At 33.8% G+C, this 26,613-nt stretch carries 21 protein-coding genes; 8 read left to right on the top strand and 13 right to left on the bottom strand.

Translation table 11 applies throughout. The features are described from left to right. Positions 1-64 precede the first annotated feature (64 nt). On the top strand, positions 65-1,414 hold the full coding sequence (locus IPN31_13685; protein MBK8682926.1) for a PhoH family protein: 1,350 nt from the start codon (positions 65-67) through the stop codon (positions 1,412-1,414). Here the strand turns inward: IPN31_13685 and IPN31_13680 are convergent. Next, entirely contained in the window at positions 1,406-2,905 is a 1,500-nt protein-coding gene (locus IPN31_13680) for a glycosyltransferase family 39 protein (GenBank protein ID MBK8682925.1), read from the bottom strand. The genes IPN31_13685 and IPN31_13680 overlap by 9 nt on opposite strands. A gap of 125 nt (positions 2,906-3,030) precedes the next feature. On the opposite strand from IPN31_13680, the gene IPN31_13675 reads away from it, so the two are divergent. The 3 genes from IPN31_13675 (at position 3,031) to IPN31_13665 (ending at position 8,284) form a co-directional block, all read left to right on the top strand. Next, complete coding sequence (locus tag IPN31_13675) at positions 3,031-4,905, top strand: type IIA DNA topoisomerase subunit B (GenBank protein ID MBK8682924.1); 1,875 nt, start codon at positions 3,031-3,033, stop codon at positions 4,903-4,905. A gap of 163 nt (positions 4,906-5,068) precedes the next feature. Continuing rightward, positions 5,069-5,497 carry a hypothetical protein gene (locus IPN31_13670; GenBank protein ID MBK8682923.1) on the top strand — a complete coding sequence of 143 codons (429 nt, stop codon included), beginning with the start codon at positions 5,069-5,071 and terminating at the stop codon, positions 5,495-5,497. 90 nt (positions 5,498-5,587) lie between these two features. Further along, positions 5,588-8,284, top strand: a complete 2,697-nt coding sequence (locus IPN31_13665) for a DNA gyrase/topoisomerase IV subunit A (GenBank protein MBK8682922.1) — start codon at positions 5,588-5,590, stop codon at positions 8,282-8,284. Positions 8,285-9,019: 735 nt separating this feature from the next. Here IPN31_13665 and IPN31_13660 read toward each other — a convergent pair. The 3 genes from IPN31_13660 to IPN31_13650 form a co-directional block, all read right to left on the bottom strand. Continuing rightward, a complete protein-coding gene (locus IPN31_13660) occupies positions 9,020-9,739 on the bottom strand; it encodes a hypothetical protein (GenBank protein ID MBK8682921.1) in 720 nt (239 codons plus the stop codon). A gap of 94 nt (positions 9,740-9,833) precedes the next feature. Further along, on the bottom strand, positions 9,834-10,556 hold the full coding sequence (locus IPN31_13655; GenBank protein ID MBK8682920.1) for a hypothetical protein: 723 nt from the start codon (positions 10,554-10,556) through the stop codon (positions 9,834-9,836). Positions 10,557-10,707: 151 nt separating this feature from the next. Further along, positions 10,708-12,258, bottom strand: coding sequence for a T9SS type A sorting domain-containing protein (locus IPN31_13650; GenBank protein MBK8682919.1), 1,551 nt, complete (start codon positions 12,256-12,258; stop codon positions 10,708-10,710). A 263-nt stretch (positions 12,259-12,521) separates the two neighbouring features. Here IPN31_13650 and IPN31_13645 point away from each other — a divergent pair, with 263 nt between their 5' ends. Then, positions 12,522-12,959, top strand: a complete 438-nt coding sequence (locus tag IPN31_13645; GenBank protein ID MBK8682918.1) for an SET domain-containing protein — start codon at positions 12,522-12,524, stop codon at positions 12,957-12,959. 78 nt (positions 12,960-13,037) lie between these two features. Further along, positions 13,038-13,532, top strand: coding sequence for a DUF2147 domain-containing protein (locus IPN31_13640; protein MBK8682917.1), 495 nt, complete (start codon positions 13,038-13,040; stop codon positions 13,530-13,532). 198 nt (positions 13,533-13,730) lie between these two features. Here IPN31_13640 and IPN31_13635 read toward each other — a convergent pair whose 3' ends face one another. The 5 genes from IPN31_13635 to IPN31_13615 form a co-directional block, all read right to left on the bottom strand. Then, entirely contained in the window at positions 13,731-14,843 is a 1,113-nt protein-coding gene (locus tag IPN31_13635; protein ID MBK8682916.1) for an amidohydrolase family protein, read from the bottom strand. A 30-nt stretch (positions 14,844-14,873) separates the two neighbouring features. Further along, a complete protein-coding gene (locus tag IPN31_13630) occupies positions 14,874-16,211 on the bottom strand; it encodes a hypothetical protein (protein ID MBK8682915.1) in 1,338 nt (445 codons plus the stop codon). A gap of 69 nt (positions 16,212-16,280) precedes the next feature. Further along, on the bottom strand, positions 16,281-17,300 hold the full coding sequence (gene glsA / locus IPN31_13625; protein MBK8682914.1) for a glutaminase A: 1,020 nt from the start codon (positions 17,298-17,300) through the stop codon (positions 16,281-16,283). A 26-nt stretch (positions 17,301-17,326) separates the two neighbouring features. Further along, positions 17,327-18,526, bottom strand: a complete 1,200-nt coding sequence (locus tag IPN31_13620; protein MBK8682913.1) for a hypothetical protein — start codon at positions 18,524-18,526, stop codon at positions 17,327-17,329. A gap of 185 nt (positions 18,527-18,711) precedes the next feature. Then, positions 18,712-19,962, bottom strand: coding sequence for a T9SS type A sorting domain-containing protein (locus IPN31_13615; protein MBK8682912.1), 1,251 nt, complete (start codon positions 19,960-19,962; stop codon positions 18,712-18,714). A 162-nt stretch (positions 19,963-20,124) separates the two neighbouring features. Here IPN31_13615 and IPN31_13610 point away from each other — a divergent pair, with 162 nt between their 5' ends. Beyond that, complete coding sequence (locus IPN31_13610) at positions 20,125-20,586, top strand: YbjN domain-containing protein (GenBank protein ID MBK8682911.1); 462 nt, start codon at positions 20,125-20,127, stop codon at positions 20,584-20,586. 43 nt (positions 20,587-20,629) lie between these two features. Beyond that, on the top strand, positions 20,630-22,789 hold the full coding sequence (locus tag IPN31_13605) for a S9 family peptidase (GenBank protein ID MBK8682910.1): 2,160 nt from the start codon (positions 20,630-20,632) through the stop codon (positions 22,787-22,789). Positions 22,790-23,148: 359 nt separating this feature from the next. Here IPN31_13605 and IPN31_13600 read toward each other — a convergent pair whose 3' ends face one another. The 4 genes from IPN31_13600 to folK form a co-directional block, all read right to left on the bottom strand. Beyond that, the gene (locus tag IPN31_13600) at positions 23,149-24,834 is read right to left on the bottom strand and encodes a hypothetical protein (GenBank protein ID MBK8682909.1); all 1,686 of its coding nucleotides are present in this window, start codon (positions 24,832-24,834) and stop codon (positions 23,149-23,151) included. A 98-nt stretch (positions 24,835-24,932) separates the two neighbouring features. Then, the gene (locus tag IPN31_13595; GenBank protein ID MBK8682908.1) at positions 24,933-25,343 is read right to left on the bottom strand and encodes a hypothetical protein; all 411 of its coding nucleotides are present in this window, start codon (positions 25,341-25,343) and stop codon (positions 24,933-24,935) included. 29 nt (positions 25,344-25,372) lie between these two features. Beyond that, the gene (locus IPN31_13590) at positions 25,373-26,008 is read right to left on the bottom strand and encodes a deoxynucleoside kinase (protein MBK8682907.1); all 636 of its coding nucleotides are present in this window, start codon (positions 26,006-26,008) and stop codon (positions 25,373-25,375) included. 41 nt (positions 26,009-26,049) lie between these two features. Then, positions 26,050-26,556 carry a 2-amino-4-hydroxy-6-hydroxymethyldihydropteridine diphosphokinase gene (gene folK / locus IPN31_13585; GenBank protein MBK8682906.1) on the bottom strand — a complete coding sequence of 169 codons (507 nt, stop codon included), beginning with the start codon at positions 26,554-26,556 and terminating at the stop codon, positions 26,050-26,052. Positions 26,557-26,613: the final 57 nt, after the last annotated feature.

Genomic DNA, 26,613 nt, shown 5'->3' with positions numbered 1-26,613 from the left:
CATTGTTTACATAATTAGATTGTTGTAATGCAAATGAAAACTACTTTCGGGTTATACAACGCCTATGACACTGAAGAAGATTGCAAAAGTGCAGCAAGAGAAGAAGATATTCGTCCTTGACACATCGGTGATTCTGCACGACCATAGTTCTATTCATAATTTTGAAGAACACGACATCGTAATTCCGATAACGGTGCTTGAAGAAATTGATAATTTCAAAAAAGGAAATGAAACAATCAATTTTGAAGCAAGGGAATTTATTCGCTTTCTCGACAATAAAACAAAAGAGGGAACACTACAGGATTGGCGCCCAATTAATGGTCGTGCTACCGGCAATATGGTGGTGATGATGTTTGAGAAAAATGGTGTGGATGCAGAAAAAATATTCGGTGAAGAAAAACCGGATCATAAAATATTAAATACAGCTTTAGTTGTAAAAAAACGCTATCCGAATAAACAAGTTATTCTTGTTTCTAAAGATATTAATCTGCGATTGAAAGCAAAATCTTTAGGTCTGCTTGCAGAAGATTATAAGAATGATAAAATAAAAGATGTCAATTTTTTAAAGGAACCGATTGAAACTATTGAAGAGATAGATCATTCCACTATTGATAAGATTTATGAAGAAGGAAAAATTGGATTTAAAGATATATTAAAGCACGAGCCATTTGCCAATCAATGTTTCATTTTAAAGAATGGCAGCAGCAGTGTTTTGGCTACTTATAATGCAGAAGAAAAATCCTTTTTAAAAATAAATAAATCAACAGCCTACGGCATTAAACCACGCAATGCAGAACAAGTGTTTGCAATGAATGCGCTGTTAAATCCTGAAGTAAAATTGGTGGTGTTACAAGGTGTAAGTGGAAGTGGTAAAACATTATTGGCATTGGCAGGTGCATTAGAACAACGCAGAAATTATCGCCAGATATTTTTAGCACGACCAATTGTACCGCTTGCAAATAAAGATATCGGTTTCTTACCCGGAGATATTAAATCGAAGTTGAATCCCTACATGGAACCGCTGTGGGATAATTTAAAAATGATACAAAGTCAGTATCAGCAAAGCGATAGCGAGTTTAAGGCAATTGCACAAATGTTAGAACAGGAAAAATTAGTAATTCAACCCTTGGCATATATTCGTGGAAGAAGTATTTCCAATATCTTTTTCATTGTAGATGAAGCCCAAAATTTAACACCGCTTGAAGTGAAAACAATAATTACAAGAGCAGGAGAAAATACAAAAATTATTTTCACCGGCGATGTAAATCAAATTGATACACCTTATCTCGATTCGCAGAGTAATGGCTTGTCGTATTTAATTGATAAAATAAAAGATAATGCAATGTGCAGTGTAATTTCTTTACCAAAAGGTGAGCGTAGTGAGTTGGCAAATCTTGCAAATGATTTATTGTAAATCGAAAATTAAAAAGTTTTTATAATTTCCAATTTGTTTATTGAGATAAGGAATATATTCTGTTGTGTTAAGATAAGTGCTGTCGCCGATAATTAAATATTTTGCACCTAAATTAATTTTATCCTGAATAGATAGTGTTTGCAATGTAAACACCTCCGTCCATCCCGGATTGTTGAACAGATATAAACTGATATTAGAACTTCTATCGGGTACACTAATAATTTTATCAGTGCGCATAATTCCCAACGATCGCATATAGGGTTGTAGTTCAGAAGTGGCATCACTTACATTTTTGTATTCCGGAGCAAATAAACGATGATGCTGCATTTTGCTGTTGTAATTCAGACACCAAAAAATGAGTGCAGATAAAACTGTAATAGAAATCCCTGCTTTAAGTGTAGAGTTATGAGTAGCTAATTTCTTGAAAAGAAAATCGGTAACAGTAATAATTAAAAACAGAATCGCAATGAGGGGAGTCAACATATAATAATCATGATGATATAGTGCATCAAAAAATAGCAACAGATAAATAATACTGCCGGTAAATAATATTGTTGTAATACTTCTAAGCATCTTATGCATTTGCTTAAATTGAAAAATAAATAGCAACAGGAAACAACCTAATAGTATCCATACCAATGGAGAAAAAATATGCAGACTCCATGAAGTATAAAACCTGCTCCAGATATCCGCTATTTGATTGCTGTTTAAATTCCAGATTGGTAAAATTCCTAACAGGCTAAGATCAAAACCGTTTTTTGCATTAAACCAAATACAATATTTTATCCATGCAGCATTAATGAGAAGTAACCCAAAACCACTTATTGAAATATGTATTAATTGCTGTTTTGTAAACAATTGTTTTTTACCAATCCATAAATACAACAGACAAGTACCTGCCGCAAAAAAACTGAGCAGGTCACTCACTTTTAAAAGTCCGGCAAGGCAAAAGAAAAATGCAGTGAGATAAATCCACTTTGCTTTTTTATTTTCTAAATAATTAAAGAAAAAATACCAGCCTGCCAAACACATACTTATTGCAGGAACGTTTGGCAGAAAATGTATTCCATAATAAAAATAATAAGGAGAAGTGCCTGCAAGAATTACAGGAATCATTGCCGCAATCGTATTTCCAATAAATTTTCTAACAATTAAAAATAAAAACATCAAACCCATAAAAAAGACCAACATATTTACACAGCGAAACACCCATTCATGAAAACCAAACACATGATATAATTTTCCTGTAATAAAATAAATCAGTGGAAACTCACTTGCTGAATATCCATTGGTCCCGGTTTGATTCAGCATTTGCGGTTTCAAAAAAGGTGTGTTGTTCTGATAATAATTTAAGGCATAAGTTGCACAGTCTGTTTGTCGCCATTGATGCACTCCTGTGGGTTTTAGATTTAAAGTGTGTTGTAAATCTGCACTGAAAAACAGCGTGATAAAAAAAAGCAGGAGTAATATGTAATGATATTTTTTCAGCATATTATGTTAAAGCAAACTTACTATTTGTAATGGTGTTATGCATAGTACAAACGGTGTGAATATCCTGTTAACTCGTGCTAAACTCAGTGCGATATTAGATGAAATCACCATTAATTTAGCAGCTTATGGCAAATCAGAATTATAATTATAGTGAAGAACATGTGCGCACTCTCGATTGGATTGAGCACATGCGTTTACGTCCGGGAATGTATATCGGTAAATTGGGTGATGGCTCTTCGCCCGATGATGGTATTTATATTTTGGTGAAAGAAGTAATTGACAATGCCATTGATGAATATATGATGGGTTATGGTAAACGCATTGATGTGGATATTGATAAATACAAAGTAACCGTGCGTGATTTTGGAAGAGGTATTCCCTTGGGAAAAGTGATTGACTGCGTAAGTAAAATGAATACCGGAGCGAAATACGATTCGAAAGCATTTCAAAAATCTGTGGGATTAAATGGCGTAGGAACAAAAGCAGTGAATGCATTAAGTTCTGCATTTAAAGTGCAGAGTGTACGTGATGGAAAAACAAAAATTGCGGAGTTTGAAAAAGGTGTAATTATATCAGATAAGAATTTACAAAAAACTACAGAGAAAGATGGAACTCTGGTTGAGTTTATTCCTGATGCAACGATTTTTAAAAACTACCATTACATTCCTGAGTACTTAGATAATTTATTGTGGAATTATGTTTTTCTGAATGCAGGTTTATCTATCTATTGCAACGGACAAAAATTTTATTCTCAAAATGGTTTGCTTGATTTATTAAAAAGAAAAACCAATGAAGATTCTTTACGCTATCCAATTATTCATTTAAAAGGTGAGGATATTGAATTGGCAATAAGTCATGGCAATGAATATGGTGAGGAATATTACAGTTTCGTAAACGGACAATACACTACTCAAGGTGGAACTCACTTAGCTGCTTTTCGTGAAGCAATAGTAAAGACAGTCCGTGAGTTTTATAAAAAAGATTTTGATGTAAGTGATATCAGGCAAGCTGTGGTTGCGGCAATTGCAGTGCGCATTCAGGAACCTGTATTTGAAAGTCAGACAAAAACAAAATTGGGATCTATAACTATTGCACCCGATGGAATAGCAGTGCGCACTTTTATCATTGATTTTATAAAAAAAGAATTAGATAATTATCTGCATAAAAATCCCGCAACAGCCGATGCATTATTAAAACGTATTACTCAAAGTGAAAGAGAGCGGAAAGAAATTGCAGGTATTAAAAAGTTAGCGAATGAACGTGCAAAAAAAGCAAATTTGCACAATAGAAAATTGCGTGATTGCAGAATGCATTATGGTGAAGATAAAGATGTGAAATCGTTGGAGACTATGTTGTTTATTACGGAAGGAGATTCAGCAAGTGGCTCTATTACAAAAGCAAGAAATGTGGAAACACAAGCGGTATTTTCATTGAAAGGAAAACCATTGAATGTATTCGGACTTACAAAAAAAGTAGTGTATGAAAATGAAGAATTTAATCTGTTGCAACATGCTTTAAATATCGAGGATAGTTTGGAGGGATTGCGTTATAACAAAGTGGTAATTGCCACTGATGCAGATGTGGATGGTATGCATATTCGTTTGTTGATTCTCACTTTCTTTTTGCAATTTTTTCCTGACTTAGTAAAGAATGGTCACTTGTATGTTTTGCAAACGCCATTGTTTCGGGTAAGAAATAAAAAGGAAACATTGTATTGTTATTCAGAACAGGAAAAAGAAACTGCAGTAAATAAATTGGGTAATAAACCGGAGATAACTCGCTTTAAAGGATTGGGTGAAATTTCTCCTGAAGAGTTTAAAGGATTTATTGGTGAACAGATTCGTTTAGACCCATTGATAGTGGGGAAAGAACTTACAATTCAGCAAGTTTTGGAATATTACATGGGCAAGAATACACCGCAACGACAGGAATTTATTATTAGTAATCTACGTGTAGAAAAAGATAGAATTGAAGAGGCTTTTCTCGCCAATGCCGAATGATTTTAGGTTATACCTTGCATAAGGTATTTTTTTCGTTAGAAATAATTAGTTGCTAATTTTTGTAAATTTTGCTGCTTAATTATTAATCAGCATTATGCGTTTCATACACAGGTCAATCGTTTTATTATTTTTAATTACACTGTTCTTCTTCACCAGTGCATGCATGAAATCTACAAGTACAACCACCACTGATATAAGTTTGCAAAAGAAAGTAGATTCTTTAGAAAAGGAATTTGATAAATTAAAAGAACAAGTGGCTCCCGGACTTGGCGAATTAATGAATACAAATCATGTGTATATTCAAAAGCTTGCAACAGATATTGCAACGGAAAATTGGGAGTACGCCGATTTTCATTTGCACGAAATGGAGGAAATTTTTGAACGCATGGAAGAATTACATAATCATCATGATGAATTAGTACAACCGGCAGAGGACCAGTTTATAGCATTTATTTTCCCCACATTTAATAAATTAGAATCTGCAGTAGATGCAAAGGATAAAGCAACTGCAGAAGCCGAATATGTAAACCTGAAAACAGGTTGTAACAATTGCCACAAGGCAAATAATATGGCCTTCATTGTTATAGAATAATACAAGCTTTATAGTGCAGTTCCATTAGCATGGTGGAAAAGTTTGATTTCCTTGTGAATTCTGCAATACTATATTTGTTGCTTCACATCCATGGCCAAAATAAAAAATAATTTACCGGATAATAAACCAATGCAAACCACAGGCGAAGTAACGCATGTGTCGGGTATGTATCAAAATTGGTTTCTCGATTACGCCAGTTATGTAATTCTTGAAAGAGCTGTTCCTGATATTCGTGATGGATTAAAACCTGTGCAACGCAGAATTTTACATGCAATGCGTGAAATGGATGATGGCAGGTTTCATAAAGTCGCAAATATTATTGGACAGACAATGCAGTTTCATCCGCATGGTGATGCAGCAATTGGAGATGCTCTGGTGAACTTAGGACAAAAAGATTTACTGATTGATACGCAGGGTAACTGGGGCGATTTCAGAACAGGAGATGATGCCGCAGCGGCAAGATATATAGAAGCTCGTTTGTCGCAGTTTGCATTGGAAGTTGCTTTTAATAAAGATACTACCGAATGGCAATTGAGTTATGATGGCAGAAAATCAGAACCTGTTTTTTTGCCAATGAAATTTCCATTAGTGCTGGCACTTGGTGTGGAAGGTATTGCTGTGGGATTGAGTACTAAAATATTACCCCATAACTTTTGTGAATTAATTATTGCAAGTATTCAAATATTAAAAGGAGAAGAGATAGAAGTTTATCCGGATTTTCCCACGGGTGGAATGGTAGATGTTTCTGATTATAATAAAGGTGAACGAGGCGGAAAAGTGAGAGTGAGAGCTCGCATGGTAGCAACAGATAAAAAAACAATTCTGATAAAAGATATTCCTTACAACACAACTACCACTTCTGTAATTGATAGTATTATCCGTGCAAATGATAAGGGAAAAATCAAGATAAAAAAAGTAGTAGATAATACAGCGCAGGATGTAGAGATTGCTATTGAAATTGCACCCGGTGTTTCGCCGGATGTTACTATGGATGCCTTGTATGCTTTTACCGATTGTGAAATTTCTATCTCACCAATTATTTGTGTTATTCGTCAGGATAAACCGGTTTTTCTTACAGTGGATGTGTTGCTAAAAGAATCTACACAACATACCAAACAATTATTAAAAAAAGAACTTGAAATAAAACTTGCCGATCTGGAAGATAAATGGCATTTCAGTTCCTTGGAAAAAATATTTATTGAGAATAGAATTTATCGTGATATAGAAGAAAGCGAAACATGGGAAGAAGTAATCATTGCAATTGATAACGGATTGGAGCCACATAAATCCAAACTGATGCGGGAAGTTACCAGAGAGGATATTATTCGGTTAACAGAAATAAAAATCAAACGCATTTCCCGCTTTGATGGATTTAAAGCAGATGAACTTATCCGTCAATTAGAAAAGGATATGAAGCAGGTGAAACATGATCTGCGACATCTTACTGATTTTGCAATTGCATACTTTGAAAACCTGTTAAAGAAATATGGAAAGGGTAGGGAACGCAAAACAGAAATCAGAAAGTTTGATACAATAGAAGCGAAATCTGTGGTTGCCAATAATGCAAAATTGTATGTGAATCGTGAAGAGGGATTTATTGGTTTTGGTTTAAAGAAAGATGAATTTGTTAGCGACTGTTCTGATATTGATGATATCATTGCATTTACCGAAGATGGTAAAATGAAAGTGGTGCGCATTGCAGAAAAAGTGTTTATTGGAAAAAAAATATTGTATGTAAATGTGTGGAAGAAAGACGATGAACGCATGACTTATCACATGATTTATAGTGAAGCAAAAACAGGAAAAGTATTTGCCAAACGATTTAATGTTACTTCTATAACAAGAGATAAGGAATATAATATGTGTGGAAGTGCAGCAAAAGCAAAAGTGTGGTATCTGCATGCAAATCCAAATAGTGAAAGTGAAGTGGTGCAAGTACAATTACATCCGAATGCAAGAGCCCATGTGAAATTATTTGATTTTGATTTTGGTACAATGGGAATTAAAGGCCGGGATTCAAAAGGAATTATACTTACAAAATATGGCTTAAAGAAAATTACGCAAAAGGAAATTGGTTCTTCTACTATTGGTGGAAGAAATATCTGGTATGATAATATAGTGGGCAGATTAAATACAGATCAGCGGGGAAGAAATCTGGGGAAATTTGATACCGGCGATTTGTTGCTTGCAATATATAAAGATGGTACCTACGAATTAACCGATACTGAATTATCAAATCGTTTTGATATTGCGGGTTTATATCATTTGCTGAAATATGATGTGGAAACTATTGTAACTGTAATTTATTGGGATGCAGAAAGTGGCAACACATTTATTAAACGTTTTTATATTGAGAATACAGTACCCGGAAAAAAATATTCTTTTATTGGTGAAGCTAACGGTAGTAAATTATTAATTCTAAGTATTGATGCAGATCCTGTTATTGAATTAACCGTGTTGAAGGGAAAGAAAAAAGAACAGGTGAAAGAAGTGATACATACTTCAAAATTTATAGATATTAAAGGTTGGAAAAGTCAGGGCAATCGCTTGAGTAATTTTGAAATTGCTAAAGTAAAATTGCTTACACCGGCAATATCTTCTGATGAAAAGAAAACTAAAGAAAATCCATTGAAAGAAAAATCCCAAACTAAAACGGATAGCGCATCCGATTCAGAAAAATCTGTTGAAGAAAATACACTGAAGATAGGTTCCAAGATTGAATGGGATGTGAAAAGTGGTGATAAAAAAATAAAAGAATCCGGTAAGCAAGGGGATTTATTTGAATAAAAAATTGGAATTTCAAATCTTAGATTTCTAAATAATATTATGTGTTCTTTCTTGTCTTGAATAAAGAAAGAACAAAAGAAATTCTGTAAGGCTGGAGAACATCTTTCTTCTATCTGTAAATGTTATTTAATCAAAAAATGAATTGAATTATACTGACCTCTCATTAATCTCATTTTGACCCTCTCCTAACTCTCCCTTAAAAAGGAGAGCGATAAACTCTCCTAATCTTGATGTTTTTCCATTCTATTGATATTTATTAATACTTATTATCGAAAGAATGATAGCTCATTATTTAAACAAGAATTTGATAGAACAACTGCATAAACGTATTCCCCTTCCTTCGGCGGGTAAACCTTTAAGCTTGCCTGCCGGAGGCAGGGGAAGATAAGAGATGGGGCAAAACAATTGACAGTTGACAATTGACAGTTGACAATGAAAATAATTCATCCTACTTATTAACTCTTATATCATATTTAATTGAAGTTTCTAATCTTAATTAGAACAATGCATTTGAATGTACCACTACCTAAACGTCTTCCCCTTTAAGTTTACCTGCCGAAGGCAGGGGAAGAAAAGAGATAGGTCAAATACAAATTTCATATACACTAACAATCATCAGCAAAGTGGTTATGCTACAATAGAAAATAAAAGAATCCGGCAAGCAAGGCGATTTATTTTCATAAAAAAAGAGCCATAAAACTTATGGCTCTTAAACTCAAAATATCAAGGGAAATTTTATCGAATCATTTCACGAATTTCTTCGGTGTAATCAACAACTACTTCTTCCCATTCTTCCCAGAATAATCTCCAACTACCTTCTCCATTCACTTTTTCATAAGCATCTTTTAAAGTATCCGAATCCCATTCAGCAAAATTATCAAAGGTCCAAAGAATACTAACATCTGCTTTAGAATCTCTGCGCACTACATTCCACCAAACAAGATTACTGTGTTTGCCATCTTCTTTTACAGCAGCAGATAATTTTTTCATCATTTCATCAAAGCGATATCCTTCACCTCTTTTAATGTCAATTACCCATGCATCATAATATTTGGCAGTTGCCATTTTTTCTTTTCCATAGGATAGTGCATCATCATATTCCCAAAGATCAATTGGGCCATATTCTTCTATCAAGGGGTCAACAGTATTGCTCCAATCATCATCATGTGCTTGCCCTTTTACAATATCGAGATCAGCATAAGTAACCGGTCCATGAATCCAAACAAACCAACCCGCCTTTTCTCCATACACAACCTTTCGGAGTAGGGCTGAATTTCCAGTGTTTGCAGGATGAAATTTTGCATTGTGTGCCATTACTGCTTTTTGAAAGGCGTCTTCCTGACCTCTCTTGGCAAGCATGTAAGATGTTTCTGAAACTTTTTTGTCTGCCGTTTGAGCAGATATGCCCATCGACAAAAATCCGGCAAAGACTGCCAGTAATAATACTTTTTTCATAAATATAGGTTTTAGGTTAAATAAAAATCTAAAGTAAACAAAAACCCTGATAAGAAAACTTATCAGGGTTTATATATTTATGCAAAAGGAGGGGTTACTTTATATTCGACATTACATCGGTATTATATTCCATTACAATTTTTTTCCAGTCTTTCATAAATTGATTATAGCTACCGTCGCCATGTACTAATTCATAATTATTTTTAAATGCGGAAGAAGTAAAATCAGAATCGTTTGCTGGCATAATCACTTTTACATCATACTCATAACCGTAATTGTAAAGATTCCAATACATCGTGTTTGTATATGCAGGAATTTCTTCTTGTTCTTCTACCTGCTGCACTTTCTTCATAATATTTTTAAATTCTTTTTCTTTTCCTTTTTTCAAATCAACTGCCATTACATTATAAGTAATCCCTTCAGGAATTTCTTCATTGCCTTTAGAAAATTCAGGATCGTACTGCCATAAACTTACATCACCATATTGTTTTATATAGGGCTCTACATTTGTATTCCAATCTGCATCATGTGCGCCATCAGATTTATGTTTATTAATAGATGCATTACCACAAGGTCCGTACATCCAAACATACCAACCTGCAAGATCTCCCTCAGTAACTGCACGTACACTTACTGTGCTTACATCATTCGTTTCATGGAATAATTTATAATGCGCTTTAATTGCATACTCTAAAGCAGATGATTGATTTGGTTTAGGTTGAATATAGGAAATTTCATAGAATTGATTTGTACTATTGTTTTGAGCAATCAATACGCTGCCTGCAGTAAACATTATTAGAAAGATTAATAAAAGCATTTTCATAAATTGTTGATTTTGGTTCAGTTGACGAATACAAAAATATACGCATTTTTTATTAAACCAACAATTAAAAAAAACAAACACTTATCCGTGACAGAATAGACATTTCATATATCAAGTTACTCATCGGGATTGTGACTTTATAAACTTATTGTTTAATAAAGTTTTTTACAATGAATACATCGTCTTTGATAATGCTGAGAATATACATGCCCGGATTAAGATGCTCGGGTAAATTGATTTCTACTTCACCCGTAAAATCAGTGATAGTTACACTTTCAACCAAACGACCTGTAATATCCGTAATTGGAAAACTACCGCCATTCATGTTTGACGGCAGACCTGCAATATGTATTTTATCCGAAGCAGGATTGGGAAATAGTGAAACAGAATTGGGATTTAAAGTATTGATGTTGGTTTCAATTATAGTGTTGTTGAAAAACCTCGCCATACCAATGCGTAAGCCTCCATCATTTATCTGACCTGCTTGCAAAATTTTAAAATCGCTTTGCATTATTATATCTAATGCTTTATCATCGCCACCTGCAAAATCTGTTAATGTTTTACCATCAGTTCCAAACAAATTATCAATATCACCATTGTTCTCAAGCCGCATCAATACAAAGTCTCTGTCTCCATTAACATTGGAGTGGCCACCAACTAAAATCGAATAATCATTTTGTAATTCAATACTGGTTCCCGATTCGTTATTGCCATCAAAATCAATAGTTACTTTACCACCATCACCAAAAAATGTATCATAAGCACCGTCCTCATTTAATCGGATTATTTTCATGTTTGTATCTCCGGTTATATCGTCTGTATATGTGCCGATGAATAAAATTTTATTGTCCGGTTGAACAAGCATATCATAAGAAAAGAAACTACTTGTACTGATATCTACCCATTGAATACCATCCGTTCCAAATTCTGGTTTTAAGGTACCATCCTCGGTAAATACTGCAATAAATGAATCATTGTAATCTCCGGATTGAATACCAAAACCACACACCGCAATTTTGCCATCTGGTGTTCTGAATGCTCTTGTAATAATAGTACTGATAGCGGGCACAGCAGTAATTACATGACCACCATCACCGAAATCTGTATCAAGACTTCCATCTGAATTAAATCTTGAATATGAAAACTGTGGAGTACCTCCTCCTCCAATATGACCTATCACCACAATTTTCTCGTCAGGTAATTGAATCACTGCTTCACCCAGATTTGTGGTATCACCCAAGTCTATAAATATAGATCCATCCGTGCCGAAATCTGTATCAATACTTCCATCTGTATTCATTCGGGTAAGCGCCATATCAAATTGCCCGGCAGTTATTATGGAATTTCCAAGTACTAAAAACTTTCCATCTGTTTGAATAAAAAGATCGGAGAAGGTTGTAAAATAATTGATATCACTGAGTGCAATTCCATCAATTCCAAAGTCAGAATCAATCACTCCGGTGGTATCATATCTTGATAAAAACATGATGGGTAAAGGACCTTCATCACATCTTCCGCCCAACACAATTTTGCCATCATCCTGAACCTTAACTCTGCTGGAAATATCATTATTTCCGGGTACGTCTGTAGTTATTAAACCAGAGGTTCCAAAATCTGTATCTAATGCGCCCACCTGACTGAATGCATTGGTTACTGTAAAAAACAAGAAAGCGATAGGTAGAAAAAATTTTGTCATAAGTATTTTAATTTATTCGGCAAATGTATAAGGTAATGTGTTATGTAAAAGGTAAAGATAACTGTGTATATGGTTTTTTAATGAATCGTATGCTTCAATTTTTTGACAGAGTCAGTTTTATCCGGCATCAATATTTATCCAATTGATAAGTATTGCAATCTCTATTTAACAATTGCTTTTCGTGCATTGCATGTATTCATTTTTAAATCTTTTGATTTATATTTTCTTTACTTTAATTTCAATGCAGAAATAATTTAAACCGTATGCAAATCAGTGCGCTTATTGCCGAATTAAATCCAATTGAAATACCAGAGTCAGACTATTTATTTATTCAAGATTCAGGAATTTCAAATGCAGGCAAAGGATTGTTTACAGCAATAACAATTTATAAAGCGGAGATTATTGCAAAGTTTGAGGGAGAAATTCTGAATGCGGAAGAATCTGCTTTGCGCAAAGCTAGCGGAGAGGATAACTATTTTATGATGCTGCCGGATGGAAAAATTTTAGATTGTATGCATACCACTTGTTTTGCAAAATATGCAAATGATGCAACAGGTTTAGGCGTAACACAATTTAAAAATAATGCTGTGATTCTTGCTGATGAAACCAATGCCATTTGTCTTGTTGCTATACGAAAAATACAGGCTGGTGAAGAAATATTTTGCAGCTATGGTGCAAGATATTGGAATAAGAAAAAATAATATTAACTGAATGAGGCACAGTTTTTAGGTAAAGCACACTGCATTTCAGAAAGTCATTTAATCAAAATATTTTTTTGAATGTGTATTTCTGAATTTGAAAATGAACATATTTGTATCGGCATGCAACACAAAAGAATAAAAAACATAAATTATTTAACCACACTTTCATTTGGAATTTTACTTTCTATCACTTCAATGGCGCAATCCTATAGCGATGCCATTCTTGGAAAGTGGAGATCCAGTGATGGAAAAACAGTGGTTGAAATTTATAAATCGGGTAATACTTATTCAGGAAAAATAGCTGCTCTTCAAGAACCAAATGATGCAGCAGGAAAACCACGCACCGATTTGGAAAATCCAGATGCGAGTTTGCGCAAGCGTCCTTTGATGGGATTGGTGGTTTTAAAAAATTTAAAATTTAAAGATGGCTATTGGAAAGATGGAGATATTTATAGTTCGCAAAACGGAAAATCTTATACCTGTGATATTTGGCTTGAAGGAAATGATATTTTAAAAATGAAAGCCTATTGGTATTTTATGCATCAAACGGAAGAATGGAAAAGAGTGAAGTAATCTTACTTTAAGCCAATAATTATTTGACAATCCGCAGAGGCATAGTTCTTGTTTTATAAATTTCTTAAACAAGCTATTCGTTTCAAAATCGTTTAACAATTTTAAAAAAAAATGCGTTTGTAATGGAGAATGATCACATTTACAAACGCAAATAATGTATGGTTTAATTTTGAAGGAGTATAATTCTGAGTTTTACCCTTATTTATTCATCAATACATTCTCTTTTTCCCAGGCTCTTACATCTGCTCTTGCTTTATCAAATATTCTTTCATAGTTACTCAGTAATAATTTTTCTTTAGTGTTCTTACTCAACATATCCCACAATGGTTGATACATATTATATACACCCAAATAAAAATCCTGAGTCGGTGGTGCAACTACATCTGTTCCGAATAAAAATCTGTCTGGAAATTCTTCCATCACTTCTGCAGTATTTTTAATTGCTTGGGGAGAGGAGACAATATACTTTGCCACTTCATCCCATGATATATCAAAATACACATTCTTGAAAGCAGGATCTTTTAATATTTCTTCTACTATATCCAAATGTTTGGTGCTACGTTCCGGATTATTGGAAGAACCATATCCCGCAGGATAAACAATTCTACCTAAGCCTACATGTGCCCAAATAATTGTTGTATTAGGGTTACGACGAAATAATTCTTTCATCTGATTGAGATATACAGGGTCAGTTCCTTTCTTCGCCATTGGCATATCCATATCGCTATGTAAAATCACAACCAAACCAACTTCAGCACAAAAATTAAGAATACTATCTAATGCAGGGTTTGTTAAACTCGCAACACCACCTGCAATTTTTGATGAAACAAATTCTTTGTGAATACTAAATTCACCTATGCCGGAAAATACTCCCGGAAAAGTTTCCAATACTCTTTTAATATGTTCTGCTGCATACATATCAGCAGGATTAAAACCTGTGATCATCGGATCGAATCGTTTTTGATCTGTAGCAGATAACGATTTATATTGCATAGCAATAAATGCATCTGTAAATGAATAATAATATAAAGGCGCATCTGATTGCAAATAATAAGTGGGCGCATATTCACCTGAATTTCCATACGACCACATTTGCTGAACGGGTATTCCAAATAGTGTTGAACGCCCAACTTTATTATCCATTATTTTCAGATAGTCTTGAACCGTTATTCCTTCCTGAATATAATTGGTAAGATGAAAATGACTGTCGTTAAATAAGTAGTTAGATTGACTGTAAAGAATTTGTGTATTGAGTAAACCAAAAAAAGTAATTATATAAATTAAAGATCTGATAAAGCATTTTTTATTCATCTTATAAAGGTTGAATTATTAAAAAATAAACTATAATAAAATATCTGTTCCTATAGTGATAGTAGGGCCCGTTTGCCCTGCTGTATATAATCCAAAGCTTCCTCCTGCTGCTGTTTTATATACGTACATTGCTTGTGCATTTATTCTCCAACTTCTACTTTCAAGAAAATATAAATTTACACCACCACCAATTTCATAAGGATGACGATCAAAGGCATCCCAGAAATAAGAATTAATTGCATACAGCATCACTTTTTTAGGAACAATCATTTGAGAAATCTGAAGGCTATAAGCATAGTCTTTTAATGATGCATCCGGTACGGGACCATCAGCTTTTATATTGTACAAGTTTCTTGCATAAATTTCTGCTTGTGCATTAAATCCTTTGTATTTTACTCCGAGATCCACAGAGAGCATTGCAAAATCCGCTACATCCACTGTTACTCCATCTGCTAATGCGCCGGTTTCAAAAAATAATATGCCATCCGACATACGCACCTGTGTATTATCCGGTGAAGGCTCACCAATATTATTAAATCTATCTTCTTTGCTATAACAAAATGAAGCACCAAAACGGGTAGCTAATTTTTGATGATTTTCTAAATCACCTATTCCACCACGAGGACCAAATTCACCTGTGGTTGGCATCCACCAAATAGACGCACTTTTGGAAAGATCACGAGTTAAATTTGCAGCTTTAATTCCCAACGTACTTAAATTGTTTCCAATCATTAACGAGTAATTGAGTTTAGGAACAATCTCACCAATAACTCTAAAGCCACCGGTAAATCCACCTCGCAACGCATCTTCTCCCATAGTACGATCTGTTGAAGAATAAAATGGAAAAGGTCCTTGTAATGACCTGATACATAAATTAGGTAGTACACCAATTCCCATTTGAAAATGTTTGTTTACCTCATAATGTATTTGCCCGTAAATTAAAGTTTGTTGCGTTGTAAAAATGGTCCATACGGTGGCACTGTATTTTAATTTTGGAGTACCAATGAAACCGGAAAACCAAATCATTGCACGATGCCAGTAAATATCGTTACGTCCGGTAATTTCATGTTCTCTTCCAAGATGATCTTCAAATGTTTGTTGCCCAGGCATTTGATTCAGATATCTGGCTATTGCATAGATGCTGATATTCAAGCTTCCAAAATTTGATTTCACTACATCAAATCCTCTACCCGGTGTAAATTCCCCGGCAGTTTGATTTACATATGTTGCAGAATCCTGTACAATACCTCTTTCAAAATTTACAACTGTGGAATCTAAATCAGGATGTGCATTTTGATTGAAACCAATTTGGTTTATTGATAACATAATCAGTAAATACAGAAAGGGATTTTTGTAAAATTTTTTCATAGTTAAAAATTAAAAAAATCGGGAGACATTTAAAATATAATGTCACCCGATTTTTATTGAGATAATTAATTATTTCGGTTGAATTGAATATGGATTTGCACCTAATTTATTGACCACATATTCAATTGTTTTTTGTGCTTTCACACTATTGCCTGCCGCATCTAATGGAGGTGAAATAACAGCTATACCAAATTTACCGGGACACACGGCAATTACTCCGCCGCCAACACCACTCTTGCCTGGTAATCCAACATTGTACAACCATTTTCCTGAATCATCATATAGGCCGGCAGTTGCCATTACAGGTAAAGTATGAGAAACAGTAGAAGGAGAAACAACTTTCGTTTTTGTAATTGGGTTTGTGCCACCGTTAGCAAGTGTAGAAGCCATTACTGCAAGGTCTTTTGCATTCACACCAATAGCACATTGTTTTGTGTAAATATCTGTTGCTTCGGCAGGATCAAAATACATTCTACCATACGCTAACAGCAATTGTGCAATTGCTTGATTGCGTTGATTGGTAGCAGCTTCACTTTCATAAACAGGTACATCTACTTTTAATTCTCTTCCTGCAAATGCTTCATGTACGGCAAGTATATTATCCCATTTTTCTTTATAGGTATTTCCTTTAATTAAACTTGTTGCAGCGATTGCACCCGGATTAACCAACGGATTTATTTCTTTGCCTTTTTGTAGTTCAACAGCAACAATGGAATTGAAACGCATACCTGTTGCATCCACACCAATCTTATCCTCAATTGCCTGAGATCCTTGTTCTTCAATTACCTGAGCCATAGTAAATACTTTAGAAATAGATTGAATAGAAACTTCTGATTTCAAATCTCCTGCAGTATATATTTTTCCATCTACTGTTACTAATGCAATACCATAAATATTCGGATCTACTTTCGCAAGCTCCGGAATATAGTCTGCATTTGCGCCTTCTTTTAAATCTTTAAATTTTGCAAAGGCTTCATCCACCACTTTTTGATAATCCATTTGGCTATAGCCAATGGAAAATGTTGCTAAGAAAAGAGAAACTGCTGCTCCTAATTTTTTCAAGCTTGAGATTACATTTGATTTCATCATATTATATTTTATAAGTTGAATTGATATTAATTGTTTTGAGCAAATACCTGCGAGAATTTATATCTGAATGAAAATTGCACACGTAAAGCATTATACTCCCAGCCGTCATTAAAATTTTCTCGACCACCATATTGTAATTCCATACCTGCCATTACATTATTTACAGGATAGTAAAGCAAGTTTACTAGACCATAAGAACCTGCATGAAATGCTGCATCCGCTTGTCCATCTGAATTTGTTATTTGTGTCATTGAGTAACCAAGTGAAGTACTGAATTTATCACTCCAAGTGTGATCAATAAATGCCACTATTCCTAATATTGGTAAGGCAACACCTTCCACTGGTCTTGTTGCACTTTCAGGATGATTTTCTATACCCACATCTTCAGGGGCATCGTTCATATAATTTTGTATTCCTTCTCCATAAACTACCTGACCACGGAAGACATCTTTGCTACCAATTTTTAGATTTGTACTCAGATTTAATCCCCAACCTATTATATCGCCACTTAAGTCAATACTATCTTCAATTTGATCTTCCCATCTAATGCTGCGAGCAATACCGGCAAGTTCTACATAACCCCAATCACCACCTTTACGATATTCAGCTGATAGATCGGGTACTTCAAATTTTGGAGCAATGCCGGTGAGTTCAATTCTATCAGCGTAATTACCCTGATCCGCACTTGCACCTGGTCTTTCTAAAGCAAAGGTTAAAAAGCTTTCTCCTTTAATAGGCATCCATCTTAATTGTACGTTTCTGAAGAACACCATACCAGTTGGTCCCCAATATTCAATTGAATTTGGAAATACATCAATATCCATAAAAGGACTCCAGTATTGACCGGCACCAAATTGACCTAATTCACCATAAGCATGGCGTAAACGAAATGTGGTTTGGCCGGCATCTACACCGGTACCAAAAAGCTCGAATTCAAATATTGTATTTAAATCGCCAACCGGAGTTTTTGTGTGACTTTTAAATCCTAATCGGGTTTGACGTACACTAAAAAATGCATTGCCGTCGGACCCGTATTCATCTTCAAAAGCGGGTAATTTAGTTGGACGCACTACATCAAACCAGTCAGGGTGATTTTGTCCGAGATTATAACCTGCATCCATCATTGCAAATCCATAAATATTAAATGTATTTCCATCTGTTTGAGACTTTGCTTGAAAGCTCAATAAAAGGAGGCATACCAGTACACATGTAAAATTAATTTTCATAATAATTTGGAGTTTTAGTTTTTAGAGTTTGAATTGATTCTTTGAAAATTACCAAGCATAAAAGTAAATATCCAATGTGAATTATTCTGTTAAATATAATGTGGGTAAACATAGATACTACTATTTAAAGAAACACCGGAATGTAAATGTTACAGTCCGGTGTAAAAACTAATCTGCAAATTCAGTTATTGAATAATAAATGAATGTGTTTCTTTTACTCCATTTTGAATTAGAGATAAATGATACATACCCGCAGGTAATTCAGAAATGGATTTGGTAATTTGATTGTTACCTTGTACCGCTTTAAATGTTTGTCTGTTTACAATTTCTCCTGCATTATTTGTTATGATTAATGAAACTATAGAACCGGAGTTCGAAGTAAATTCAATAGACATCACATCACTTGCAGGATTTGGATAAACATTGAAATTTTTATTAAATAATGGATTGTCAATTGCAACGGTTCCATCATCATAGGCTTCATATTCCATTGTCGCCTTTAAACTTAAATTCCAAACAAATCCATCCCAATAAGAAATAGTATTTGTAGCTGGCATTCCATTTTCAAATTCAACGAAAGCAAATTTTTGATAATCTAAATAATCTAACCCATCATATAGTTGTGTCTTTACTTCATTTAAAAATCCACTTGCATTGTAATTATATACATATCGTCCTTCAGTTTCCCATCCGGGCGCATAATCCTGATTAATTTCTTCAATTAGATTACCATCTTCATCATAATTAGAAATTAATCGGTAAGTATCTGCCCATGTTGATCCGGTCCAGTATTGATAAGTTGTTGTTTCAACTAGTCCATCCGAATTATAACTATAAACTTCTATTGCATCATTCTCCCATTCTGTTGTATAGTATTGAGAAGTGATATTTACTAATTGATCTGCTGAATAATTATACTTCTGCTTATATAAAGAATCATAATCTCCTCCGCTATAATCTAAAGTAATTATTGTTGAAATTGAATTATCTATATTATAGGTATATTCAATTCTTCCATCACCAGCATAATCAGTCCCATCCCAGGAATCAATATTTTGTGCAAACCGAAGATCATCGCTATTAAAATTGTTATAGTATTTAACTGCAGGCACCCATTCAGCACTATATTGAAAATATTCACAAATATAAAATAGTGGTTCTGACGAATAATTTTGGAATTGAATGAAATCAAAATTACCATGTCCGTAAGGTAGATCATCATCATATGAATAAATAACACTGTCGGAGGATACCCAATCGCCTAACTCATAATCTTCTATAATAAAGTTAATTAACCGGTAATCCATAACCTGTTCTTTGTTTTGCAGATACTGATGATTGTTAGTATTTAAATGGTTGCTATTAAAGAAAACAGACTGTGCATGCAACATGATATTGCAAATAATAAGTAGAGTAAAAGTAAATTTGGTTTTCATATTATAGTTTTTTGTTTGTATAAAAATAAATAAATAATAGTGGAATACTGTTAATGAAAATTGAAAAATTATATTTAGTTTTTTTGTTTGTGATAGATTTATTTGAGATTGCTTTTGTCTAATAGCGCAATATGCTTATCTTAGATTTATAAAATAAATTATATGTCAAGTCCACAACAAGTATTAGATTATGTGAAGGAATTTATCAACGGCGTTGGTATTGATCCTGCCACCTGTTGGAATGAGCAGAACCAAGCCTACTATCTTTATAAAGGCTCCGCAAGAATTGAATTATTTATTTCAAGTCATGCACAACCGGATGGATCCACCCGACATTTTCTTCGCATATTCAGCGGACTAATGTTAGTGCCAGTGGCAAATCGTGAAAAATTTTACAGACGTTGTCTTGAAGTAAGTGATCAGAGCTTAGGCGTAAAACTTACAGTACGTCCTGATGCAACTCCTGACAACGATTGGGTATATGCAACTTACGAAAGAGATATTCATGGAATTGATTTCGGTGAAACAAAAACTTGCATAGAAGATATGGCACTCTGGTCGGATTGGTTAGATGATACATTGCAAAAAGAATTTACAGCGGCAGGTCCGTCAAGTAATCAGTAATTTTTTTCTTTTCTTTTTTTTAACATCATATTAAAAAAATTATATGATACGGATATTATTTTATCTATTAATGAGTGTATGCAGTACCTATAGTATTGCACAAACGCAAATAACATTAGAAGATATTTTTCAAAACAATACCTATACTCCCAAATCTATTTATGAATTGCGCAGCATGCAAGATGGCCTGCATTATACAGTGAATGAAGGTGGTAGAGTGATTGGTAAATATGCATATAGCAGTGGCAATCGTGAAGGTGAAATTTTCAATGTAAATTCTTTTGATTTAATAAATCGCTTCTATAGTTATCAGCTTAATAATAATGAGTCACTGTTGTTATTAGCTGCAGAATCATATTCCAGATATCGTCGTGCAACATTGGATAATAATTTTATTTATACACTAAAGTCAGGCACTATTCAGCAATTAAGTGAAACAGGATTGCAGATGTATGCTCACTTTTCACCCGTTGAAAATAAGGTGGCTTATGTAATTGACAATGATATTTATTTTAAGGATTTAGATAGTGATAAAGAAATCAGAATCACTTCCGATGGATTGAAAAATCATATCATTAATGGAGGTAGTGATTGGGTGTATGAAGAAGAATTTAAATTAGTACGTGCTTTTGAATGGAGTCCGGATGGAAAAAAAATTGCGTATTACCGTTTTGATGAATCCGATGTTACTGAATATACTTTACAAAAATTTGAGGGTAAACTGTATCCGGAAAATATCGTTTACAAATATCCCAAGGTAGGAGAGGTAAATTCCAGAGTTGAAATTTATATTTATGATTTGGAAACCAATACAACAGTGAAAGTAAAAACCGGTAGTCCGGAATATATTCCACGAATAAAATGGATTGATGCTGACTATTTAAGTGTGATCATTTTAAATCGTTTGCAAAATCAAATGTATTTATTAAAAGTAAATGCGCTTACCGGTGGATCTGAAATGTTGTTGTTCGAAGAGGCTGCAAAATATATTTTTATTAATGATGACCTTACTTTTTTATCCGAAGAAAAGGGATTTATATGGCGCAGTGAAAAAGATGGATATAGTCATCTCTATCATTTTGATATGAAAGGGAATCTAATAACTCAAATTACAAAGGGTGAATGGGAAGTGATGGAATTATTGGGATATGATGAAAAGCTTCAAACACTCTATTATATAAGTACAGAAAAATCTCCTCTCTACAAAAATGTATATAGCATCGGTTTGAATGGTAAGAATAATAAATTAATCAGCACAGCGAATGGAAACAACACAATTAAATTCAGCAAAGGCTTTAATTATTATATAAGTTATTATTCCAATTTTGCCACACCGGTGAAGATTACTCTGCATGATAAATCAGGTAAACAAATCAGAGTGCTGGAGGATAACGCAACGTTGAAAAACTTAATGACGAGCGCAGAAATAAATGCACCAGAGTTTTTTTCATTCGCCACTTCTGAAAACATTGCATTAAATGGCTGGATGATAAAACCACATGATTTTGATTCTACAAAAAAATATCCTGTCTTTATGTTTGTATATGGCGGTCCAGGTTATCAGCATGCAGCGGATGAATGGTTTGTAAGAAGCGGAGGTAATTATGCATGGTTTCAAATGTTGGCACAACAAGGATATATAATAGCAGGAGTAGATGGAAGAGGGTCAGGTGGAAGAGGCAGAGATTTCAGACAAATTACATATCAGAATCTTGGAAAATATGAAACTATAGATCAGATAGAAGCAGCGAAATGGTTAGGTACGCAATCATATGTAGATGCAAAACGTATTGGAATTTTTGGCTCCAGTTATGGTGGTTACTTAAGCTTACTGTGCTTAGAAAAAGGTAGGGATATTTTTAAAACAGCAATTGCAGTTGCACCTGTTACTAATTGGAAATATTATGATGATGTGTACACTGAAAGATATATGGGAACATTGGAAAGTAATCCCGGAGGTTACGATGCAAACTCACCAATTTTTTATACTGATTTAATACAAGGTAATTTATTATTGATACATGGTGCTGCGGATGATAATGTGCATTGGCAAAATACAGCGGAATTAATTTCGGCATTAGTTGCAAGTAATAAGCAGTTTGATTTAATGATCTATCCCGATAAAAATCATTCGCTCTCCGGAGGCAATACGAAATATCATGAGTATAAATTAATAACAGATTTTATTTTGGAAAATTTATAGTTACTAAATTCTTAAAAAGAAAAAACCACACTGCGAAGCGTGGTTTTTTTGTTATTACAAACCTGTTTTGGTTGATAGGTTTTTATTTAATGTGTGGTAATTTTTTACTCTGATTAAATCTCTGAGATTCTTTTACCACAGAATATCCTCTGCAATATTAATTCATGTTTATAATTTATCCTAATTATCAAGAATAAATATTCATTTTTTTTCTACACATTCTGCACATTGCAAATTTGCAATTTTTAATCACACACTTTTTTAAACTCTAAATTCTTTTAAATGATTAATAAAATTTAATCCTTACAACAGTCATTTGTTATAGATGGAAAAATCAAAATCAACTTTTAGCATTTTATTTATTTCCATTTTCCAAAATACCGCAATACGGGATAGCGATTGTAAGATGCTTCTTTGTATTTAGAATTTTCGAAAATAAATTCCAATTGCAATGCAGGGCTTTCGGCAAATGTTGGTTCGTCTTGTTTCTTTTTCTCGAAGGCTGTACGCAAGTTTGCATCTGTTTGTAAAAGTTCTGCAGCTACATCTTCAAAAACATAATCGCTGTACCATTCTTTACGGGAGAGTATAGGATCAAAAAAATTCCAATTAAAAAATGCATCTGCAGATTGTGGCTCCAACATTTCTACTATATACTTATTGGCGTTTTGATTTAGCGGAATCATCCAATCACCGGCATGCAATTGAATCTGAATTATTTCTTTTTTTATTTCTGTATCATAGTGCAGATAATGTCCTTCAAAAGGTTTTTGGATAGTTTTATAATCTTGTATATAATAGACTTCTACTTCCAAAAGTGTATCCTTATCTAAAGGTATCATTGTAATATTATTCCATTGCAGGCGCTCCACTACTTTGTACCAGGCCTTTGGTAAAATATAAAAATCAGGTAGCTCAATAATTATATCAGGATTATAAGTATTGAAATAATCTATAGATTTTGTGTAAGGTGCATTTCTATCATACCACAATCGTTGCGCACCTGTTACTTCACTTGTTTTATATTTTGCTTCATATCCTGAAAAAATAAATTGATCCTTTTGTTCTAAATCAATTTGCCAGTGTACTGGTAATGATTTTGCATTCGCCACAAATGCATTAGCATCTCTTCTCGCTTCTAATAATGCAGAATAATGTGTAGATGCAAATTCTAAAAATGTTTGTAATAATAAGAGTGTTGCTTCCACTCGGTTGGGATATGGTTTCAGCATGTGTGTCTCCGGCATAAAACCAATTGTATTAAACAATGCTGCATATCCTGTTGAATAGCGGGGCGTTTCTAAAAATGCGGCAATACCATTGTCCGGAATTTCTTTTATTGGTTCCACATATGGACACATTGGAAATCCTCCTTTATTCATTCCATCATATAAATAAGGAAGTAAATGATTGTTGAGAAAAGTATTTAGCGGTGGTGTAAGCTTATTATGTTGCGTTGCAATTAACGTCATTACATATTGATAATCGGCACCATTACTTACATGAGTATCTACAAATAAATCCGGATCCCATGTTCTGAAAATAGTAGTAAAGGCTTGAGCATTTTTTGAATCACATTTTATAAAATCACGATTCAGATCTAAGTTTTGATCATTGCCTCTGAAACCATATTCTTCCGGTCCATCTTGATTTACTCTCGACATAGAGTTTCTATTCAGACAACCATCTACATTGTAAATCGGAATAATACAGATAACCAAGTGTGATAAATCCGCCTGCCATGATTTTGTTACCAATAAATTATTGGTGAGTTGCAGACATGCATCAATACCATCTGGTTCGCCGGGATGGATACCATTATTAATCAGCAATATTGTTTTCCCTTTTGCTTTGGAAATTGCAGGATCAAAATCCTTATCGCTATCAATAATAAATAGATGCAGCGGATAACCGGCATCTGTAGTTCCATAGGTTTTTAATTCTGAAATAGAATTTTCTTTTGCTAATACTTCATAGTATTCAATTATTTCATGATACTGTGGAGTTTTGTTTTCCTGGTATAAATCTAATATCTGACTTTGCATAGTGAATGGTATAAAAAAAAGGATTATAAACCCTGTTGAGCTGAGAATCCTTTTTATAAAACGTAGTTGAAATAATGGTGGAAAAGAACAACAGAACATTATTTTTTAGTTTCGGATGTTCCATTATCTAGGTCAAATAATAATCCGATGGTGTATTTTTTCTTCTTCTTAAAAGCCATTTCCTTTTCATAGACAGCATCAATACTAAAGCTATTTGCAATTGTATGTTCTTCCCACACATTTTCATAATAGGCATAGTTAACAATCCGAACAGTGTAAGTGCCTGGAGCTACCTCACAAGTAAAAGTCATTGGATTGCTTTCTTTGTGTTCTTCACTCGTGCATAATTCTTCTCCATTTAAAAACACCATTGTTTTGGAAGTGTGATCATAGCCTTCCACTAATCCTTTAAAGGAATACTTCACTGTAAGTTTTGCATTTTGTGCTGTCAGCAGATTGGTGGAAGAAATCAAAAGAAATATTCCAAACGTAAGTAGTAATTTTTTCATGTATTAAATTTTTGCTAAAGGTAAATTAATTAGTCTATCAAAATATGATGTAACCCAATAGGATAGAAATTTTCTACCAAGGCACTAATGCGATTATATTGATTTGCATTTTCTACAAAATCTGCATGGGTAACATCTACAATTAATTTTACAGCTCCTTTCAAATTATTAAAGCCCTCGAAGTAAGCATCTTCAATTTTTTTTAGATATTCTAATTGCACAGTTTGCTCAAATTCTCTTCCACGAAATTTTATATTCTCAATCAGTCGCTTCGGTTCTGAATGTAAATAGATAATTAAATCAGGTGATGGTAATTTTGGATTCAAAATATCAAATATCTTTTTAAACAAATTAAACTCTGTGGTATCTAGGTTTGCATTTGCAAATATTAATGATTTGGTAAACAGATAATCTATTATGATTGGCCTGTCTTCCTGCAGATGAATTTCTATTTCGTTATTAAATTGTTCATAGCGTTCTGCCATAAAAAACATTTCCATTCCTAATGCATAGTCTTGTTGTTTCTCAAAAAATTTTTGGAGAAAGGGATTATCCGCAAAAGTTTCTAATACTAAATGTGTGTTGTATTGTTGCGCAAGTTTTTTTGCTAAAGATGTTTTGCCGGATCCGATATTTCCTTCGATAGTAATTATCTTATAATGCATTAATCAAAGCTATGCAAATTATAAGTTTAGAGAAGTGAAGATTAAAATTTATATACAGAATCCAATTTTGATACTGCAAGAGGGTCAATGCAATCTGCTCTGAGTTCAGCAATTGTTTTATTGAAAACCGGATGCACTAATTCAGGAGCAAGTTCAAATAGTGGCTCCAAAGTAAATCTGCGTTCATGCAAATGCTTATGTGGAATAGTGAGCAGAGGAGATTCCACATTCAGTGCATCAAAGAATAAAATATCAATATCCAAAGTACGTGGCGCCCATTTCTCTTTCCCGTCCCGCCCTAATAAAAATTCTATTTGTTTTATATGATGCAGAGTTTCAAGCGCTGTACTTGGTGTTTGAATTTGCAATACCTGATTATAAAATAAGGGTTGATGTGAGCGGCCCCAAGGTTCCGTTTCATAAATATGTGATTGATTAATCACTGTGCCCAAGAAGGTGCGTATTGCACCTGTTGCTGCCATCAGGTTCTGAGCCTTGTTTCCTAAATTTGTGCCTAATAGCAACCATACATTATGCTCCATATTCATTTGAGGAGGTTTATTCGATAAAAGTAACGATTTAATAGAATAAACAATATGTCTGCT

It is taken from the genome of Bacteroidota bacterium (assembly GCA_016715425.1).
In the GTDB taxonomy this organism is placed as follows: Bacteria; Bacteroidota; Bacteroidia; order Chitinophagales; family BACL12; genus JADKAC01.
This window is presented reverse-complemented; position numbering and strand designations above follow the sequence as displayed.

Bases quoted from the DNA above. Each gene is read 5' to 3' on its own strand.
- IPN31_13640 (MBK8682917.1), top strand. From the start codon at position 13,038: ATGTGTATTTCTGAATTTGAAAATGAACATATTTGTATCGGCATGCAA.
- IPN31_13615 (MBK8682912.1), bottom strand. From the start codon at position 19,962: ATGAAAACCAAATTTACTTTTACTCTACTTATTATTTGCAATATCATG.
- IPN31_13645 (MBK8682918.1), top strand. From the start codon at position 12,522: ATGCAAATCAGTGCGCTTATTGCCGAATTAAATCCAATTGAAATACCA.
- IPN31_13620 (MBK8682913.1), bottom strand. From the start codon at position 18,526: ATGAAAATTAATTTTACATGTGTACTGGTATGCCTCCTTTTATTGAGC.
- IPN31_13605 (MBK8682910.1), top strand. From the start codon at position 20,630: ATGATACGGATATTATTTTATCTATTAATGAGTGTATGCAGTACCTAT.
- IPN31_13630 (MBK8682915.1), bottom strand. From the start codon at position 16,211: ATGAAAAAATTTTACAAAAATCCCTTTCTGTATTTACTGATTATGTTA.
- glsA (MBK8682914.1), bottom strand. From the start codon at position 17,300: ATGATGAAATCAAATGTAATCTCAAGCTTGAAAAAATTAGGAGCAGCA.
- IPN31_13670 (MBK8682923.1), top strand. From the start codon at position 5,069: ATGAAATCTACAAGTACAACCACCACTGATATAAGTTTGCAAAAGAAA.
- IPN31_13635 (MBK8682916.1), bottom strand. From the start codon at position 14,843: ATGAATAAAAAATGCTTTATCAGATCTTTAATTTATATAATTACTTTT.
- IPN31_13660 (MBK8682921.1), bottom strand. From the start codon at position 9,739: ATGAAAAAAGTATTATTACTGGCAGTCTTTGCCGGATTTTTGTCGATG.
- IPN31_13665 (MBK8682922.1), top strand. From the start codon at position 5,588: ATGGCCAAAATAAAAAATAATTTACCGGATAATAAACCAATGCAAACC.
- IPN31_13655 (MBK8682920.1), bottom strand. From the start codon at position 10,556: ATGCTTTTATTAATCTTTCTAATAATGTTTACTGCAGGCAGCGTATTG.
- IPN31_13595 (MBK8682908.1), bottom strand. From the start codon at position 25,343: ATGAAAAAATTACTACTTACGTTTGGAATATTTCTTTTGATTTCTTCC.
- IPN31_13685 (MBK8682926.1), top strand. From the start codon at position 65: ATGACACTGAAGAAGATTGCAAAAGTGCAGCAAGAGAAGAAGATATTC.
- IPN31_13600 (MBK8682909.1), bottom strand. From the start codon at position 24,834: ATGCAAAGTCAGATATTAGATTTATACCAGGAAAACAAAACTCCACAG.
- IPN31_13680 (MBK8682925.1), bottom strand. From the start codon at position 2,905: ATGCTGAAAAAATATCATTACATATTACTCCTGCTTTTTTTTATCACG.
- IPN31_13590 (MBK8682907.1), bottom strand. From the start codon at position 26,008: ATGCATTATAAGATAATTACTATCGAAGGAAATATCGGATCCGGCAAA.
- IPN31_13610 (MBK8682911.1), top strand. From the start codon at position 20,125: ATGTCAAGTCCACAACAAGTATTAGATTATGTGAAGGAATTTATCAAC.
- IPN31_13675 (MBK8682924.1), top strand. From the start codon at position 3,031: ATGGCAAATCAGAATTATAATTATAGTGAAGAACATGTGCGCACTCTC.
- folK (MBK8682906.1), bottom strand. From the start codon at position 26,556: ATGAATATGGAGCATAATGTATGGTTGCTATTAGGCACAAATTTAGGA.
- IPN31_13650 (MBK8682919.1), bottom strand. From the start codon at position 12,258: ATGACAAAATTTTTTCTACCTATCGCTTTCTTGTTTTTTACAGTAACC.